This window comes from Pseudomonas sp. FP1762, assembly GCF_030687105.1.
GTDB classification, from domain to species: domain Bacteria; phylum Pseudomonadota; class Gammaproteobacteria; order Pseudomonadales; family Pseudomonadaceae; genus Aquipseudomonas; species Aquipseudomonas siliginis.
This window is the reverse complement of sequence record NZ_CP117458.1, coordinates 4,158,313-4,173,209: the sequence shown is the minus strand read 5'-3', so window position 1 is coordinate 4,173,209 and position 14,897 is coordinate 4,158,313. Positions and strand designations below refer to the sequence as shown.

The window sequence follows — 14,897 nt, the reverse complement described above, 5'->3', positions numbered from 1 at the left end:
GTCGGCGGGTTTTTTATTGCCCGGAGAAAAGCACCGGGCACAAAAAAGCCGACCCGGAAAACCGGATCGGCTCGATAACAATCCCGAGGGATTATTACTTGCGGCTAGCTTTTTCCAGCATGCGCAGAGCACGCTCGTTAGCTTCGTCAGCAGTCTGTTGTGCTTTTTGAGCAGCAGCCAGAGCTTCATCAGCTTTACGGTAAGCTTCGTCTGCACGAGCCTGGGAGCGAGCAGCTGCGTCTTCAGTAGCGGTCAGACGTGCTTCGGTTTCTTTCGATGCGCTGCTGCAACCGGTAGCCAGAACTGCGGCCAGAGCCAGAGCAGAGAATTTCAGAACGTTGTTCATCGTGTTCCCCTTCAAGGACTTTCAAATTAAGTGGCTGTCTCCTCACGATTGAGGAAATAGCCGGCGTACATACTACCCATTACTTGTAGTAAGTAAACTGACGTAGCGCAAGAAGCAAAAAAAATTGTAGGCGTTGATTCTTTTTCGAGCAACTTTTAACTGCGCTGTATAAAAAATATCCAGCTGCAAGCCCCGGCGTGAGCGACTCAAACGGGAAAAGTTCCCGCGCTCGCGCGCTGTTTTTGCGACTTCGGCTAAAGTCTTTCTAAATGAATTCGTCCACACTTTTGTTCAGGTTCTGCGAAGCGCTTCGCGTATCTTTGTTGATGTACAGGTGACTTTAAAAAAGGTCGCACGTCTTAAGTCTCAACATTCCGGCAATGTTCAGGCAAACGGCACGCAAAGATTGTCTTGCGGCCGAACCTGCGACCATCGATGCCAATGCACGCAAACCATCCGATGACGAGCGTACCTTGAGCATTTTCGCCATTGGTGCCTACTATTCAGCAGGTGTCAGATTGCGCGAGATCGGTGTGGCTCTTCTCAGTGTCCATCCGGCACGGGGTGGCGTAGATGTTCCTTCGCCGGAAAAACATCGGTAAGGTAGGGGTCACAATTCAAGACCCGCGAGGAGTAGTGATGAGCGAGGCGTTGTCCATCCACCATGACCAGGCTGGTCATCAATTCGAGACCACTGTGGACGGTCATCGTGCTTACCTGACCTACATGGATCTGGGCAAGCAGACCCTGGATATCTACCGCACCTTCGTGCCCAATGCCCTGCGCGGCCGTGGCATTGCCGCAGCGCTGACCGAACGCGCGCTGCAATACGCCGAAGAAATGGGCTACACGGTGATCCCGTCGTGCTCGTACGTCGAGCGCTACATGGAACGCCATCAGCGCCGCGCTGCGAAGATCTGAATCGCACACACAAAAACGCCGGACAATGTCCGGCGTTTTTTTATGCCCGCAAAACGCAGCTTACGTGCGCTGGCGTTTCGGCAATACGTCCTTGAGCTTGGCGTGCATGCTGCGCAAGGTGTTTTCGGTGGCGGACCAATCGATGCAGGCATCGGTGATCGACACGCCGTATTGCAGGTCGGCGAGATCCTTTGGAATCGCCTGGCAGCCCCAGTTCAGGTGGCTTTCGACCATCAGGCCGATGATCGACTGGTTGCCTTCAAGAATCTGGTTGGCGACGTTTTCCATTACCAGCGGTTGCAGCGCCGGGTCCTTGTTGGAGTTGGCGTGGCTGCAATCGACCATGATGTTCGGCTTGATCTTCGCCTTGTTCAGCGCCTGCTCGCACAGGGCTACGCTGACCGAATCATAGTTCGGCTTGCCATTACCGCCGCGCAGCACCACGTGACCGTAGGCGTTGCCTTTGGTGGTGACGATCGACACGCCACCTTCCTGGTTGATGCCGAGGAAACGGTGCGGGCTGGACACCGACTGCAAGGCGTTGATCGCCACGGTCAGGCCGCCGTCGGTGCCGTTCTTGAAGCCGACCGCCGAGGACAGGCCGGAAGCCATTTCGCGGTGAGTCTGCGATTCGGTGGTACGCGCGCCGATGGCCGACCAGCTGATCAGATCCTGCAGATACTGCGGGGAGATCGGGTCGAGGGCTTCGGTCGCGGTCGGCAGGCCTTTCTCGGCCAGGTCGAGCAGCAACTGACGACCGATGTGCAGACCGTCCTGGATCTTGAACGAGTCGTCCAGATACGGATCGTTGATCAGACCTTTCCAGCCGACGGTGGTACGCGGCTTTTCGAAATACACGCGCATGACCAGGTACAGAGTGTCCGAGACTTCCTCGGCCAGCACCTTGAGGCGATCGGCGTATTCGTGGGCAGCCTTGATGTCGTGAATCGAGCACGGGCCGATCACGACGAACAGACGGTGGTCGGTGCCATCGAGAATGTTGCGAATGACTTCGCGGCCCTTGGTGACGGTGCGCAGGGCGGCGTCGCTCAGGGGGATATCACGCTTGAGCTGATCGGGAGTGATCAGGGTCTCGTTAGAGGCGACGTTTAGGTCGTTGATCGGTAAATCAGCCATCGTTTACTCGTCAGGTCACGGGTGCCGGCCGCCAGCGATCCCCGCGCGGCGGAGCACAGCAGATTTAGCGCGTCGGGGGAGCCGAACCTTAGCGCGTCAGAGGCGGCTCGACAATGGGCAAACCGTGCTTTAGTCCAGCGCTGGCTGCACGAAAGCCTTGCGCAAGTTGTCGTGGGAGAACTCTTCGGCGTGCTCCTCGACCCATTGCAGGGCCAGCGCCTGACTATCCTGCAGGTCGTCGTGGCTGTCCTGCATGCGCGAATAGCGTTCGATCTGACACACCTGCTCACCCATTCGCGCGCTGAACAGGGTCTGTTCGTCAGTGAAGGCGATGCCCACCAGATAGCCTTTTTTACGGCGCAGACACCAGGCCACATAGCCCGGGCAACAGAAGTCGGCATTCAGCGTCGGCATGCGTACTTGCAGTGCAGTGCCGTAGCGCCAGGCGCGGTGGTAATTGCAAGCGATGCCGCCGAGGCTGATAGTGTGCAACTGTTGTCTGGAAATGCATTCAGGCTTGAGTAACGTCAATTCAACCGGCACTTCGTCCGGATGAGGAATGAAACGTCCCATGAGCACAGACTCCCTGTGTCGGCCATCTGACATTGTTTCCCCCAGTATAGTGGTCGAATCCGAGCTGACCGACTTCGACGCCGACCAGCGGCTGCTGGCGATGCGCGGGGTCTCTCTGGTGATCTTCACCAGCGTCGGCTGCGCCAGTTGTCGTTATGCCCGCGAGGTGTTGCCGGGATTGCCGCTGGCTATCGATCGGCTGTGCTGGATTGACGCCGGCGACAATGGCGGGCTGGTCGAGCGTTATCAGGTGTTTCATTTGCCGGCGCTGTTTGTGGTGCGCGACGGCGAGTTCTTTGGCGCAGTGCACACACGTCTGACGGTTGATCAACTCAACCAGGCGGTGGCGCAATCGCTGAGTCGAATTGCAGAGGAGTTGCCATGAGCGAGACAGTCAGCAAACCGGTGGTGGGGATTATCGGCACCGGTGCAATCGGCGGGTTCTACGGGGTGATGCTGGCGCGTGCCGGTTTCGACGTGCACTTTTTGTTGCGCAGCGAATTCTCGGCGGTGGCTGAGCGCGGTTTGCAGATCAACAGTGCGGTGCACGGGCCGTTGACGCTGCATCCGGCCAATGCCTATTCCGCTGCCGAAGACATGCCACCCTGTGACTGGCTGCTGGTCGGCACCAAGACCACCAGCAACGCCGGGCTGGCCCCGGCGATCATTCAGGCCGCCAAACCTGACGCAAAAGTGCTGTTGCTGCAGAACGGTCTGGATGTCGAGGACAGCCTGCGGCCACTGTTGCCGGATTCGCTGCATCTGCTCGGTGGTCTGTGCCTGATCTGCGTGCACCGCGAGGGGCCGGGGCAGATTACCCATCAGGCCCTTGGCGCGGTGAATGTCGGTTATCACAGCGGCTCGGCCATTGATGAAGTAGCGCGCATGGCGATCGTGGAGGAGGGAGCCGGACTGTTCCGTGCCGCCGGCATCGACTCGCAGGCGATGGCCAACCTGCATCAGGCGCGCTGGCAGAAACTGGTGTGGAATATTCCCTATAACGGCCTTTCGGTATTGCTCGGCGCGGGAACCGAAGCGCTGATGGCTGATGCTGACAGCCGCGTGTCGATTCAGGCACTGATGGCGGAAGTGGTGCTGGGCGCCAAGGCCTGTGGATACGAGATCCCGCCCGGCTATGCCGAGTACCTGTTCACCATGACCGAGAAAATGCCCGATTACTGGCCGAGCATGTACCACGACTTTGCACACAAACGCCCGCTGGAGCTGGAGGCGATCTACGCCCGGCCACTGGCGGCGGCGAAAGCGGCGGGCTGCGAGTTGCCGCGCATCGAGGCGCTGTATCGCCATTTGGGTTTTATCGACCGACGCAACACCTGAGTCGGTTGTTCTGGGGGAAGGCATGGCCAATAACATCGATGACAAACTGGTGCTGGCGATTTCCTCGCGCGCCTTGTTCGACCTGAGCGAAAGCCACAAGGTCTACCTGTCGAGCGGCGTCGAAGCCTATCGGCAATATCAGATCGAGCACGAGGACGAAATCCTCGCGCCGGGCGATGCGTTCCCGCTGGTGGAAAAACTCCTGAGCCTGAACAGCCGCCTCGGCCGCGCGCGGGTCGAGGTGATTCTGGTTTCCCGTAACAGCGCCGACACCGGGCTGCGCGTGTTCAATTCGATTCATCATTACGGTCTGGCGATTTCTCGTGCGGCGTTCGTCGGTGGGCGCAGTCCGTACCCTTATCTGAAAGCGTTTGGCTGCGACCTGTTTCTCTCGACCCACGCCGAAGACGTGCGTGCGGCGCTGGACGCCGGATTCGCCGCCGCCACGATTCTGTCCGGTGGCGCGAGCCGTGCGGCCAGTGATGAATTGCGTATCGCCTTCGACGGTGACGCGGTGATCTTCTCGGACGAGTCCGAGCGCGTTTATCAGTCCGGCGGCCTGGAAGCGTTTCAGGCCAAGGAACGCGAATCGGCACGCGAGCCTTTGCGCGGTGGGCCGTTCAAGGGCTTTCTGGCAGCGCTCAATCTGTTGCAGCGCGAGTTTCCCGATGACGATTGCCCGATCCGCACGGCGCTGGTGACCGCCCGTTCGGCGCCGGCCCATGAGCGGGTGATTCGCACCTTGCGGGAATGGGATATCCGCCTCGATGAGTCGCTGTTTCTCGGTGGCCTGACCAAATCGGCGTTCCTCGAAGCCTTCGCCGCTGACGTGTTCTTCGATGACCAGACCGGTCATTGCGAGCTGGCTCGCGAAGTGGTTGCCACCGGCCACGTGCCCCATGGCATCAGCAACGAACAGCCGATCTAGAGCCTTTTCATTCAGGACGTTGCGTCGCACGTCGTACTCGCCAAGGCACTGCTAAGCTGAATCAATCTCCGCCATCGTTGGCTCGCGAGGAGGTCCCATGATTCGCTCAATGCTGTATGCCACCGACCTCGGTCTGTACGCACCGTTCGTGATGCAGCATGCCCTGGCCTTGGCGCGCACCTTCAATGCCGATCTGTATGTAGTACACGCGGTGGAACCCATGGGCCTGTTTGCCGAGTCAGTGCTGCAAAGCTATCTCGACGAACAGGCATTGAACGAATTCCATAGTCAGGGTCTGAAAACAGTCATTGCCAATATCGAACAACGGGTGCTCGACAGCTTTCGTGAAGAACTGGGGGACGACGGCGAACAGGATCTGCAGCGCATACGCGCGGTGCGCGTGCTGCAGGGTGATCCGTCGCAGGTGATTCTCGACCAGGTGCACAAGCTCTCGGTCGATCTGCTGATCGTCGGCAGTCACAGCCATGGTGTCGGTGCGGAAACACCGTTGGGGCGCACGGCGGCGCGGGTCCTGCAATTGGCCAAGGTGCCGGTCTATCTGGTGCCGCTGATGGAACGCCGGCGGCGTGAGGATCGCTGAAGCAGGAATAATGGCGTTTTGATAAAAAAGTTCTAGATTTATTCTTCGAACCATTAATATAGTTATATACCGTCGCTGATGCCCGTGGCGTCTACCTGCTTTGAGGGATTGATATGAAGCTTCAACAACTGCGCTACATCTGGGAAGTGGCGCACCACGACCTCAACGTTTCCGCTACCGCTCAAAGCCTGTACACCTCGCAACCGGGCATCAGTAAGCAGATCCGCCTGCTGGAAGACGAGCTGGGCGTCGAAGTCTTCGCCCGCAGCGGCAAGCACCTGACCCGCGTCACCCCGGCCGGCGAGCGCATCATCACCACCGCTGGCGAGATCCTGCGCAAAGTCGAAAGCATCAAGCAGATTGCCCAGGAATTCTCCAACGAGAAAAAGGGCACCCTGTCGATCGCCACCACCCACACCCAGGCGCGTTATGCGCTGCCGCCGGTGATCAGCAATTTCATCAAGCAATACCCGGACGTGGCCCTGCACATGCATCAGGGCTCGCCGATGCAGATCGCCGAAATGGCCGCTGACGGCACCGTCGATTTCGCTATTGCCACTGAAGCGCTGGAGCTATTCGGTGATCTGGTGATGATGCCGTGCTATCGCTGGAACCGCTGCGTGGTCGTACCCCACGGCCACCCGCTGACCAAGCTGCCGAAGCTGACCCTCGAAGCGCTGGCCGAATATCCGATTGTTACTTACGTGTTCGGTTTCACCGGCCGTTCCAAGCTCGACGAAGCCTTCAGCCATCGTGGCCTGACGCCGAAAGTGGTGTTCACCGCTGCTGACGCCGACGTGATCAAAACCTACGTGCGTCTGGGGCTGGGCGTAGGCATCGTGGCTAAAATGGCGGTCGATACCAAACTCGATAACGACCTGGTGGTGCTGGATGCCAGCGAGCTGTTCGAGTCGAGCATCACCAAGATCGGTTTCCGTCGTGGCACTTTCCTGCGTGGCTTCATGTGCGACTTCATCGAGAAATTCGCCCCGCACCTGACCCGCGAAGTCATGGCCAAGGCCATTCAGTGCCACAACAAGCAAGAGCTGGAAGAATTGTTCGACGGCGTCGAACTGCCCGTTCACTAAGCACCCGCTTCAGAGCACCTCGGTGACAGCAAATTGTTGCCGGGTGCCCGCCACCAGAATCTCCACCTCATCGCCCTCGAACTTGCCCAGCAGGCTTTTGCCCAGCGGCGAGCGCGGGGTGATGACAGTAACCGGCTGACCCACCACGTCGACTTTCAACCCCGCCGCATCGGGCGCTAGAAACAGCCATTGCTCGCGACCCTTTTCGTCCTCCAGACCGAGCAGGGCGCCGACTTCGATGCCGCGATTTTCGTCGTAGGCACGCAACGTCAGGTTCTGGCACAGCGCCAGGGACTGACGGATTTCCTCAACCCGCTTCGCCTGACCCGCCGCCAGATACGACGCCTCCAGCCCCAGCGTGTCGTATTTGTTTTCGGCGATGTTTTCTTCGTGAGTTGCGGTTTCGTAAGCGGTTTGCGCGGCGCGCTCGGCGATGTCGAGGTCGATGCGCAGCTTGTCGAGAATCAACTGGTGGACGCTGTGTTTGTTCATTATCAATCGCAGAATTGCAAAACGTTGGCGCGGCTCTTTTCGGTCGGCGCGGTCTGGTCCTGCTGCAGCCAGAACTGGCATTTCGGGTTCGACGCATTGCGCGAATTGGCGCGCGCCTGGTCCAGTCGGGCCTGCTGTTCATTCTTGCGCAGGTTTTCTTCGTACTGTTGGAACAGCGGCGTTGGCGGCGGTGCGACGTCCGGCTGTGGCTCGACTGCAACTGGCGGATTGGCCAATTGCTGCACCGCTTGAGCCACCGGGGCCAATTGCTCGGGAAAGATGAAGCGCGATAGCAGCCAGCAGGTCAGCGCAATCGCCAGGAACCCCAGCCACAGGCCCAGCGCAATGCTGCCGGTCAGATGCAGCGCGCTAAGCTGAACAGGCAAGGGACGACGCGGATTCGGACGGTAGGGCATGGCGGCCTCCTGGCGGATGGTTGCGGGCAAGTGGCGATTGTCGCACGAAGATTAATCGCCGTCGGCTCTTCTGCGCGAGCGCATTTATGCGGACAATCGAGGTCTTTTGCCAACGGGAGAACGGCATGCCTGAAGCGAAACCCCGCTGGGACATTTTCTGCACCGTGGTCGATAACTTCGGTGACATCGGCGTGACCTGGCGCCTGGCCCGGCAACTGGTGGCCGAACATGCCTTGCCGGTGCGCCTGTGGGTGGATGATCTACGCGCGTTCGAGCGCCTCTGTCCTGAGATCGATGTCGATGTTGTGCAGCAATGGCAGCAGGGCGTCGAGGTGCGTCAGTGGCCGAGCGAATGGCCGCACGCCGAGGCGGCCGACGTAGTCATCGCCGCCTTCGCCTGTCAGTTGCCCACTGATTACATGGACAGCATGGCTGCGCGGGAAACGCCGCCGCTGTGGCTCAACCTCGATTATCTCAGCGCCGAAGACTGGGTCACCGGCTGCCATGGCTTGCCGTCGGTGAAATACAAATCGGTGCAGAAGTTCTTCTTCTTTCCGGGCTTCAAGCCGGGCACCGGTGGCCTGCTGCGCGAATGCGGACTGCTCGAACAGCGTCGGCAGTTTCAGAAGGATCGGCCGGCTCAGCAACATTTCCTGCAAGACCTGGGTATTGATCCCGCGCCCGATGCGCAACTGATCTCGCTGTTTGCTTATGAAAATGCCGGGTTGGCCAGTTGGCTGGATGTGCTGGCGGCCGACGCACAGGCGACTCACCTGCTGGTGCCGGAAGGGCGGATCCTCGGCGATGTGGCGCGCTGGCTGGGCGTGGAAACCTTGATGGTCGGTGCGATTCATGTGCGCGAGTCCCTGACCGTGCAAGTGCTGCCGTTCGTCCGTCAGGATCAATACGACCATCTGCTGTGGTGCTGCGATTTCAACGCGGTGCGCGGTGAAGACTCATTCGTGCGCGCGCAATGGGCGGGGCGGCCGATGCTCTGGCACATCTATCAGCAGGACGATGACATCCATCTGGACAAGCTCGACGCTTTCCTCGCGCTCTACACTCACGGCCTTTCCCCCGCTGCGGCGCAGGCGATGAACGGTCTGTGGCGAGCGTGGAGCGCCGGGCAACCGATCGGCGAGCACTGGCTGGCGGTGCGAAGTCATCGGCCGGAACTCGAGAAAAATGCCGAGGCATGGTGTCTGGAACAGGCCTTGCAGGCGGATCTTGCCACGGCGCTGGTACAGTTTTATGTAAATTGGATATGATACGCGGCCTAGATTTTTGTAAATCCCATCCAAATTCGGATATTCGCAATGAAAACTGGTAAAGAACTCAAACCCGGTACCGTGATCCGTATCGACAACGATCCTTGGCTGGTTCAGAAAGCTGAATTCACCAAGTCGGGCCGTAACAGCGCGATCATGAAGACCAAGCTGAAGAACCTGCTGACCGGTTACAAGACCGAAACCGTTTACGGTGCGGACGACAAACTGGACGACGTGATCCTGGATCGTAAAGAAGCCACCCTGTCGTTCATCAGCGGTGACACCTACACGTTCATGGACACCACTGACTACACCATGTACGAGCTGAACGCCGAAGACATCGAAAGCGTTCTGCCTTTCGTTGAAGAAGGCATGACCGACGTTTGCGAAGCCGTGTTCTTCGAAGAGCGTCTGGTTTCCGTAGAACTGCCGACCACCATCGTGCGTCAGGTTGACTACACCGAAGGCTCCGCTCGCGGTGACACTTCCGGCAAGGTGATGAAGCCTGCCAAACTGAAGAACGGTACCGAGCTGTCGGTTGCCGACTTCATCGAAATCGGCGACATGATCGAGATCGATACCCGCGAAGGCGGTTCCTACAAAGGCCGTGCGAAATAAGCACTGCTTTTTGCGGAAAGAAAAAACCCGACCATTGAGTCGGGTTTTTTTGTGCCTGCGCTTTGAGTTTCACACCTGTCCCATGTGGGAGCGAGCCTGCTCGCGAATGCGGTGTGTCATTCAATGAAGCGCTGTCTGACGGGACGCTTTCGCGAGCAGGCTCGCTCCCACAATGGGACTGTGGTTATTTCAAGTGTTGCTTCAGTTCTTCAGACGCCTGCAACATCGCCGACCGCACCGCCGGTACCTGGCTGACCACGTTGAGCAAACCGTAATCGTGAATCATGCCGTTGTAGCGCACCGACGTAACCGGTACTCCGGCTTCATCGAGTTTGCGTGCGTAAGCTTCACCTTCATCACGCAGCACGTCGGCGCTGGCAGTCTGCACCAGTGCAGGTGGCAGACCTTTGAGTTGCGCGGTGGTGGCGCGCAGCGGTGAAGCGTAGATCTCGTTACGCTGTTTGGCGTCGGTGGTGTAGTTGTCCCAGAACCACTTCATCATGTTGCGGGTGAGGAAGTGCCCTTCGGCGTACTGGTTGTACGAACCGGTGTCGAAGTTGGCATCGGTCACCGGCCACAGCAGTACCTGGAATTTGATCGCCGGGGTGCCCTTGTCCTTGGCCATCAGTGCAACCACTGCGGCCATGTTGCCGCCGACGCTGTTGCCGGCCACGGCCAGGCGCTTGCCATCGACGTTGATCTCTTTGCCGTGTTCCGCCACCCATTTGGTCGCAGCGTAGGCCTGGTTGATCGCCACCGGGTAATGCGCTTCCGGCGAAGGGGTGTAATTGACGAACACCGCCGCCGCACCCGAACCGACCACGAGATCGCGCACCAGACGTTCGTGAGTCGGGAAGTCCCCCAGCACCCAGCCGCCGCCGTGGAAGAACATGAACACCGGCAGCTCACCCTTGACCCCGGCCGGCCGGACGATGGTCAGGCTCAGCGGTTGACCATCGACCTGCACCGTTTTCTCGCTGACATCGGCTTTGGGCAGCGTCAACTTGACCCCGGACTGCGCGCCGACCAGCACGGCGCGGGCATCCTTGGGCGACAGCTGCTCGATCGGCTTGCCGCTGCCTGAGTTCAGCGCATCGAGAAATGCCTGGGTGTTGTGTTCGACATCACCGGCGAAAGCGCTGTGTACCGACAGGGCGAGAAGGGTGCCGGTCAAGACTTTGCTGAAAGTGTTCATGTTCAATTTCCTTGTTCGGGCCGGAGACTTGAGTGATTACACGGTTACGTGCAGGCGCACATCTACGTTGCCACGGGTGGCGTTGGAGTACGGGCAGACCTGGTGAGCGGCGTCGACCAGCGACTGCGCATCGGCTTGTTCCAGACCTGGCAGGCTGATGTGCAAATCGATGTCCAGACCGAAACCGCCAGGGATCTGGCCGATGCCGACATGGGCGGTAATCGACGCGTCGTCAGGAATCTTGCGCTTGGTCTGGCTGGCGACGAACTTCAGCGCGCCGATGAAGCAGGCCGAGTAACCGGCAGCGAACAGTTGCTCAGGGTTGGTCGCCGCGCCGCCAGCACCGCCGAGTTCTTTCGGGGTGGCCAGTTTGACGTCCAGTACGTTGTCGCTGGAGATCGCACGACCGTCACGGCCGCCAGTGGAAGTTGCGATTGCGGTGTAGAGAGTTTGCATGGTGTGAGCCTCATTGGTTGTGGTTTTGCGCGCTAATTGTTTGCGCGCTAAGTAGGTGTGAAGAGAATGTATAGCGCTAATGTTTAGCGCGCAAGATAAATTTTTAATAAAAATCGCGTTTTGCTCAAGGGCATAGCGTGGAAGGGGCGGGTAAGGCCTGATTTAGAGCGCTTGACGAGGGAATTCAGGCGGGACAAATATTTTTGTTGGCGCTGAAATCACTGTGGGAGCGAGCCTGCTCGCGAAGGCGGTGGAACATTCAACGACTCGCTGTCTGATCGGACGCTTTCGCGAGCAGGCTCGCTCCCACAGGGGGATGTAGCGGGGCTTAATTCAGGCTGTCTTGCAGATGTCCGCGCAGCGCTTGCAGCTCGGCCTGCAATTTCTGCAGACGTTCAAGGGTGAAGCCACTGGCGCCGAGAATGCACTGTGGCACGGTCTGCGCCTTGTCGCGCAAGGCGCGGCCCGCTGCGGTCAGTTCGACAATCACCACCCGCTCATCTTCGCGACTGCGGGTGCGGCTGAGCAGGCCTTCGGCTTCCAGGCGTTTGAGCAATGGCGTCAGCGATCCCGGATCGGTCAGCAGGCGTGCGCTGATTTCTCCAACAGTCAGACCGTCCTTCTCCCACAGCACCATCATCGCCAGATATTGCGGATAGGTCAGGCCCAGCGCCTGCAACAGCGGCTTGTAGACCTTGGTCATCATCAGCGAGGTCGAGTGCAGGGCGAAGCACGCCTGATTGTCGAGCAGAAGGTCGTCGCAGTTGTCGCGTTCGGAGGTCATGTCAAAGCCTTGATCGTTGATCGTTTTTTAATCTAGCGCTCGAATCTTTAAGGCGCCAGATAAATATGTCCGGCCTCAGTGCCGGGCGAATTGCCGTTGCAACGCCAGATCCCACGGCGGCACCGGACTGAAGCGGGTTTTCAGATATTCCAGCAATAACCGACTGCGCGAATGGACCTGCTGTTCCATGCGCAGCGCGTAAATGCCGGTGGACTCCGGCGGCGGCAGGCCATTTTCGCAGAACAGTGGCACCAGTTCGCCACGCAGCAGGTATTCGCTGGCCAGCCAGGTCGGCAAGTGTGCGACGCCCAGACCCGCCGCCGCGCCACACGCCAGAGCTTCGGCATTGTTGGCGCTCAGACGTACGCGCGATGGCCGGTGCAATTGCATTTGCCCGTCCACTTCGAATTTCCAGGCAAAGGGCGGCGCGAGGCCTTCCCAGTCGAGCCCGTCGTGTTCACTCAACTGCGCCGGACGCTCGGGCACGCCGCGCTGCTTGAGATAGTCAGGGCTGGCGCAGGCGACGCGGACCATGCTCGCCAATGGCGTGGCGACCAGGCGCGAGTCGGCCAACTGTCCGGTGCGCAGCACCAGATCGACCTTGCCCAGGCTGCTGCCGGCCATGTCGCTGAAGCTGTCGATCAGGTGCATCTGCACGTCCAGTCCAGGGTACAGCAGGAGAAAATCGGCAATTACCGGCGCCAGATGTCGCCGCCCAAAAGCTGCTGGCGCATCGATGCGGATCAGACCTTCCGGTGCACTGCTCAACGACACCGCTTCGGCACGCGCCAGTTGCAACTCGGCGATGATCCGGCGCGCCCGCTCGGCAAAGGCCAGGCCGGCCGAAGTCGGCAGCACGGCATGGGTGCTGCGCACGAACAGCTGACTGCCGACGGCACTTTCCAGGCTGTCGATGCGCCGCGCCACGGCGGAAGGTGTCAGCGGATGGCGGCGCGAAGCGGCAGAAAAGCTGCCACTCTCCAGCACATCGAGAAACAGGCCGAGTTGATCGGTCAATTGGTTGGGATTCATGGAAACCACGCTTGTGCAAAATCGGCATAGCCATTGTGCGTTGCTATGCGTTTCCCCGCTAGGCGCGAGTGCGTAGCATTGGCCGCCTGTCGTTAGAGGATTACCGTTGTGATGGATTTTCTGTTGTACCTGCTGTTCGGCGCCGCCCTTGGCACATTGGGCGGGATCTTTGGCATTGGCGGTGGCTTGATTGCGATCCCGTTGCTTGGCGTGTGGTTTGGGCTTGATCAGCAGATCGCCCAAGGCACGGCGCTGGTGATGGTGGTACCGAACGTGATGCTGGCGCTGTGGCGTTATCACCAGCGCAATCGCATCGAATTGCGCCATGCGCTGCCGCTGGCGGTGATGGGTTTCTGCTTTGCCTGGCTCGGCTCGATCTGGGCGGTGGGCATCGACGCGCAGACCATGCGCATCGGCTTTGTTGCCTTTCTGGTGGCGCTGTCGGCCTACAATCTATTGAAAATGTTCGGCCCACGACCAGCGCCGACTGCCGAGATGCGCTATTCGTGGCCGTGGCTGGGCGTGCTCGGCGCCGCCTCGGGGACCATGGGCGGCTTGTTCGGCGTCGGCGGCGCGGTGGTGGCCACACCAGTGTTGACCAGCCTGTTCGGCACCAGCCAAGTGGTTGCTCAGGGCTTGTCGCTGGCGCTGGCCCTGCCGAGCACTGGTGTAACCCTGGTGACCTACGCCGTGCACCATGAAGTCGACTGGATGATCGGTCTGCCTCTGGCGATCGGTGGTCTGCTCAGCATCAGTTGGGGCGTGAAAGTTGCCCACGCCATGCCGGAAAAAATTCTGCGCGGGCTGTTTTGCGGCTTCCTCGTGCTGTGTGCGGTGATGCTCGCGTTTAAAGTTTGAAGCCCTCGACGATGTGCTCGGCCAGGCACTCGGTGATCGGCGACGGGTTGTTCAGGTTTCGGATCAGCATGATGCTTGCCTCGGGCAGCAGCGGCAGGTCTTCGGCGGCGCCAAGGATGCGCATGTCCGGGGTGATCAGACTCTCCAGTTGCGCGGTGATCGCCAGCCCTGCGCTGACCACAGCCATCAGCGCCGACAGGCTGCTGCTGTTGTAGGCGATGCGGTAATCGCGGCCCATCGCGTCCAGCGCATTGCACGCCCACAAGCGGCAGAAACAATCACTGTTGAACATCGCCAGGGGCAGCGGCGTCTGTTCGTGGGCGCTGAAGTTCTGCGCCTCGGCCCAGACAAAGCGCTCCTTGCGCAGCAACTGGCCGATCTCGTTGCCCGGCTCACGGGTGACGATCGACAAGTCCAGATCAGTGCGCTGCAACAGTTGTTTGGTCGATTCGCAATGCACTTCGATCTGGATCAGCGGATAGAACTGCGCAAACCGCGACAGGATTCCCGGCAGAAAACGCATCACATAATCATCCGGCGTACCGATGCGCACGGTGCCGACCATGTGCGGCTCGCGCAGGGTGTTGAACACCTCACTGTGCAGTTTGAGGATGCGCCGTGCATAACCGAGCAGCACCTGGCCTTCGGCCGTCAAGCGCACCTGGCGCCCATCACGCTCGAACAGCTGGCGCTGCAACACGTCTTCTTCCAGGCGTTTCATCTGCATGCTCACCGCCGACTGGGTGCGGTTGACCATCTCGCCAGCACGGGTGAAACCGCCCTGATCGGCAATCGCGACAAAGGTGCGCAGGACATCGGTATCGATACTGGGGTAGGCGGACAATT

At 59.6% G+C, this 14,897-nt stretch carries 19 protein-coding genes; 9 read left to right on the top strand and 10 right to left on the bottom strand.

Translation table 11 applies throughout. The features are described 5' to 3' along the window. Nucleotides 1-94: 94 nt before the first annotated feature. A complete protein-coding gene (oprI, locus tag PSH90_RS18500; protein WP_003183784.1) occupies nucleotides 95-346 on the bottom strand; it encodes an outer membrane lipoprotei OprI in 252 nt (83 codons plus the stop codon). A 639-nt stretch (nucleotides 347-985) separates the two neighbouring features. Here oprI and PSH90_RS18495 point away from each other — a divergent pair. Further along, on the top strand, nucleotides 986-1,267 hold the full coding sequence (locus PSH90_RS18495; protein ID WP_016770879.1) for a GNAT family N-acetyltransferase: 282 nt from the start codon (nucleotides 986-988) through the stop codon (nucleotides 1,265-1,267). Nucleotides 1,268-1,327: 60 nt separating this feature from the next. On the opposite strand, the gene PSH90_RS18490 is transcribed toward PSH90_RS18495, so the two are convergent. Then, nucleotides 1,328-2,404, bottom strand: coding sequence for a 3-deoxy-7-phosphoheptulonate synthase (locus PSH90_RS18490; protein WP_016770878.1), 1,077 nt, complete (start codon nucleotides 2,402-2,404; stop codon nucleotides 1,328-1,330). 129 nt (nucleotides 2,405-2,533) lie between these two features. Beyond that, nucleotides 2,534-2,977 carry a PilZ domain-containing protein gene (locus PSH90_RS18485; RefSeq protein ID WP_305381236.1) on the bottom strand — a complete coding sequence of 148 codons (444 nt, stop codon included), beginning with the start codon at nucleotides 2,975-2,977 and terminating at the stop codon, nucleotides 2,534-2,536. Here PSH90_RS18485 and PSH90_RS18480 point away from each other — a divergent pair. From PSH90_RS18480 to cysB, 5 genes are all read left to right on the top strand, one after another. Beyond that, nucleotides 2,976-3,362 (top strand): co-chaperone YbbN, encoded by a 387-nt coding sequence (locus PSH90_RS18480; protein ID WP_041478405.1) that lies wholly within the window; start codon nucleotides 2,976-2,978, stop codon nucleotides 3,360-3,362. The two genes, PSH90_RS18485 and PSH90_RS18480, sit on opposite strands and share 2 nt — an antisense overlap. Then, the gene (locus PSH90_RS18475) at nucleotides 3,359-4,315 is read left to right on the top strand and encodes a putative 2-dehydropantoate 2-reductase (protein WP_150742517.1); all 957 of its coding nucleotides are present in this window, start codon (nucleotides 3,359-3,361) and stop codon (nucleotides 4,313-4,315) included. The genes PSH90_RS18480 and PSH90_RS18475 overlap by 4 nt, the downstream gene beginning before the upstream one ends. 22 nt (nucleotides 4,316-4,337) lie before the next feature. Then, nucleotides 4,338-5,243 (top strand): 5'-nucleotidase, encoded by a 906-nt coding sequence (locus PSH90_RS18470; protein ID WP_122611508.1) that lies wholly within the window; start codon nucleotides 4,338-4,340, stop codon nucleotides 5,241-5,243. A gap of 97 nt (nucleotides 5,244-5,340) precedes the next feature. Then, entirely contained in the window at nucleotides 5,341-5,844 is a 504-nt protein-coding gene (locus tag PSH90_RS18465; RefSeq protein ID WP_016770874.1) for a universal stress protein, read from the top strand. Between the two features lie 113 nt (nucleotides 5,845-5,957). Beyond that, complete coding sequence (gene cysB, locus PSH90_RS18460; protein WP_016770873.1) at nucleotides 5,958-6,932, top strand: HTH-type transcriptional regulator CysB; 975 nt, start codon at nucleotides 5,958-5,960, stop codon at nucleotides 6,930-6,932. A gap of 9 nt (nucleotides 6,933-6,941) precedes the next feature. Here cysB and PSH90_RS18455 read toward each other — a convergent pair whose 3' ends face one another. Then, complete coding sequence (locus tag PSH90_RS18455; protein ID WP_071173126.1) at nucleotides 6,942-7,424, bottom strand: GreA/GreB family elongation factor; 483 nt, start codon at nucleotides 7,422-7,424, stop codon at nucleotides 6,942-6,944. Between the two features lie 2 nt (nucleotides 7,425-7,426). Continuing rightward, on the bottom strand, nucleotides 7,427-7,840 hold the full coding sequence (locus tag PSH90_RS18450) for a hypothetical protein (RefSeq protein ID WP_041478413.1): 414 nt from the start codon (nucleotides 7,838-7,840) through the stop codon (nucleotides 7,427-7,429). 125 nt (nucleotides 7,841-7,965) lie between these two features. On the opposite strand from PSH90_RS18450, the gene earP reads away from it, so the two are divergent. Together earP and PSH90_RS18440 are read left to right on the top strand one after the other, a co-directional pair. Further along, complete coding sequence (gene earP, locus PSH90_RS18445) at nucleotides 7,966-9,108, top strand: elongation factor P maturation arginine rhamnosyltransferase EarP (RefSeq protein ID WP_056788480.1); 1,143 nt, start codon at nucleotides 7,966-7,968, stop codon at nucleotides 9,106-9,108. Nucleotides 9,109-9,156: 48 nt separating this feature from the next. Further along, nucleotides 9,157-9,726: an elongation factor P gene (locus PSH90_RS18440; protein ID WP_003226785.1), complete on the top strand. Its 570-nt coding sequence runs from the start codon at nucleotides 9,157-9,159 to the stop codon at nucleotides 9,724-9,726. Between the two features lie 184 nt (nucleotides 9,727-9,910). Here the strand turns inward: PSH90_RS18440 and PSH90_RS18435 are convergent, their stop codons facing one another. From PSH90_RS18435 to PSH90_RS18420, 4 genes are all read right to left on the bottom strand, one after another. After that, nucleotides 9,911-10,921: an alpha/beta hydrolase gene (locus PSH90_RS18435; RefSeq protein ID WP_056788483.1), complete on the bottom strand. Its 1,011-nt coding sequence runs from the start codon at nucleotides 10,919-10,921 to the stop codon at nucleotides 9,911-9,913. 36 nt (nucleotides 10,922-10,957) lie between these two features. Continuing rightward, nucleotides 10,958-11,377, bottom strand: coding sequence for an organic hydroperoxide resistance protein (locus tag PSH90_RS18430; RefSeq protein ID WP_007940002.1), 420 nt, complete (start codon nucleotides 11,375-11,377; stop codon nucleotides 10,958-10,960). Nucleotides 11,378-11,705: 328 nt separating this feature from the next. After that, nucleotides 11,706-12,161, bottom strand: a complete 456-nt coding sequence (locus PSH90_RS18425; RefSeq protein ID WP_042607887.1) for a MarR family winged helix-turn-helix transcriptional regulator — start codon at nucleotides 12,159-12,161, stop codon at nucleotides 11,706-11,708. A 75-nt stretch (nucleotides 12,162-12,236) separates the two neighbouring features. Continuing rightward, nucleotides 12,237-13,193 carry a LysR substrate-binding domain-containing protein gene (locus tag PSH90_RS18420; protein WP_150637763.1) on the bottom strand — a complete coding sequence of 319 codons (957 nt, stop codon included), beginning with the start codon at nucleotides 13,191-13,193 and terminating at the stop codon, nucleotides 12,237-12,239. Nucleotides 13,194-13,304: 111 nt separating this feature from the next. Between PSH90_RS18420 and PSH90_RS18415 the strand changes: the two genes are divergently transcribed. Then, entirely contained in the window at nucleotides 13,305-14,051 is a 747-nt protein-coding gene (locus PSH90_RS18415; RefSeq protein WP_370695107.1) for a sulfite exporter TauE/SafE family protein, read from the top strand. On the opposite strand, the gene PSH90_RS18410 is transcribed toward PSH90_RS18415, so the two are convergent. After that, nucleotides 14,041-14,895, bottom strand: coding sequence for a LysR substrate-binding domain-containing protein (locus PSH90_RS18410; protein ID WP_174823892.1), 855 nt, complete (start codon nucleotides 14,893-14,895; stop codon nucleotides 14,041-14,043). The genes PSH90_RS18415 and PSH90_RS18410 overlap by 11 nt on opposite strands. Nucleotides 14,896-14,897 lie beyond the last annotated feature (2 nt).

What these genes read in the sequence shown, in the direction of transcription:
- PSH90_RS18470 (WP_122611508.1), top strand. Translation starts at nt 4,338, where the DNA reads ATGGCCAATAACATCGATGACAAACTGGTGCTGGCGATTTCCTCGCGC.
- PSH90_RS18450 (WP_041478413.1), bottom strand. Translation starts at nt 7,840, where the DNA reads ATGCCCTACCGTCCGAATCCGCGTCGTCCCTTGCCTGTTCAGCTTAGC.
- PSH90_RS18495 (WP_016770879.1), top strand. Translation starts at nt 986, where the DNA reads ATGAGCGAGGCGTTGTCCATCCACCATGACCAGGCTGGTCATCAATTC.
- PSH90_RS18425 (WP_042607887.1), bottom strand. Translation starts at nt 12,161, where the DNA reads ATGACCTCCGAACGCGACAACTGCGACGACCTTCTGCTCGACAATCAG.
- PSH90_RS18430 (WP_007940002.1), bottom strand. Translation starts at nt 11,377, where the DNA reads ATGCAAACTCTCTACACCGCAATCGCAACTTCCACTGGCGGCCGTGAC.
- PSH90_RS18455 (WP_071173126.1), bottom strand. Translation starts at nt 7,424, where the DNA reads ATGAACAAACACAGCGTCCACCAGTTGATTCTCGACAAGCTGCGCATC.
- PSH90_RS18415 (WP_370695107.1), top strand. Translation starts at nt 13,305, where the DNA reads ATGGATTTTCTGTTGTACCTGCTGTTCGGCGCCGCCCTTGGCACATTG.
- PSH90_RS18420 (WP_150637763.1), bottom strand. Translation starts at nt 13,193, where the DNA reads ATGAATCCCAACCAATTGACCGATCAACTCGGCCTGTTTCTCGATGTG.
- PSH90_RS18465 (WP_016770874.1), top strand. Translation starts at nt 5,341, where the DNA reads ATGATTCGCTCAATGCTGTATGCCACCGACCTCGGTCTGTACGCACCG.
- PSH90_RS18490 (WP_016770878.1), bottom strand. Translation starts at nt 2,404, where the DNA reads ATGGCTGATTTACCGATCAACGACCTAAACGTCGCCTCTAACGAGACC.
- PSH90_RS18475 (WP_150742517.1), top strand. Translation starts at nt 3,359, where the DNA reads ATGAGCGAGACAGTCAGCAAACCGGTGGTGGGGATTATCGGCACCGGT.
- oprI (WP_003183784.1), bottom strand. Translation starts at nt 346, where the DNA reads ATGAACAACGTTCTGAAATTCTCTGCTCTGGCTCTGGCCGCAGTTCTG.
- cysB (WP_016770873.1), top strand. Translation starts at nt 5,958, where the DNA reads ATGAAGCTTCAACAACTGCGCTACATCTGGGAAGTGGCGCACCACGAC.
- PSH90_RS18435 (WP_056788483.1), bottom strand. Translation starts at nt 10,921, where the DNA reads ATGAACACTTTCAGCAAAGTCTTGACCGGCACCCTTCTCGCCCTGTCG.
- PSH90_RS18485 (WP_305381236.1), bottom strand. Translation starts at nt 2,977, where the DNA reads ATGGGACGTTTCATTCCTCATCCGGACGAAGTGCCGGTTGAATTGACG.
- PSH90_RS18440 (WP_003226785.1), top strand. Translation starts at nt 9,157, where the DNA reads ATGAAAACTGGTAAAGAACTCAAACCCGGTACCGTGATCCGTATCGAC.
- PSH90_RS18480 (WP_041478405.1), top strand. Translation starts at nt 2,976, where the DNA reads ATGAGCACAGACTCCCTGTGTCGGCCATCTGACATTGTTTCCCCCAGT.
- earP (WP_056788480.1), top strand. Translation starts at nt 7,966, where the DNA reads ATGCCTGAAGCGAAACCCCGCTGGGACATTTTCTGCACCGTGGTCGAT.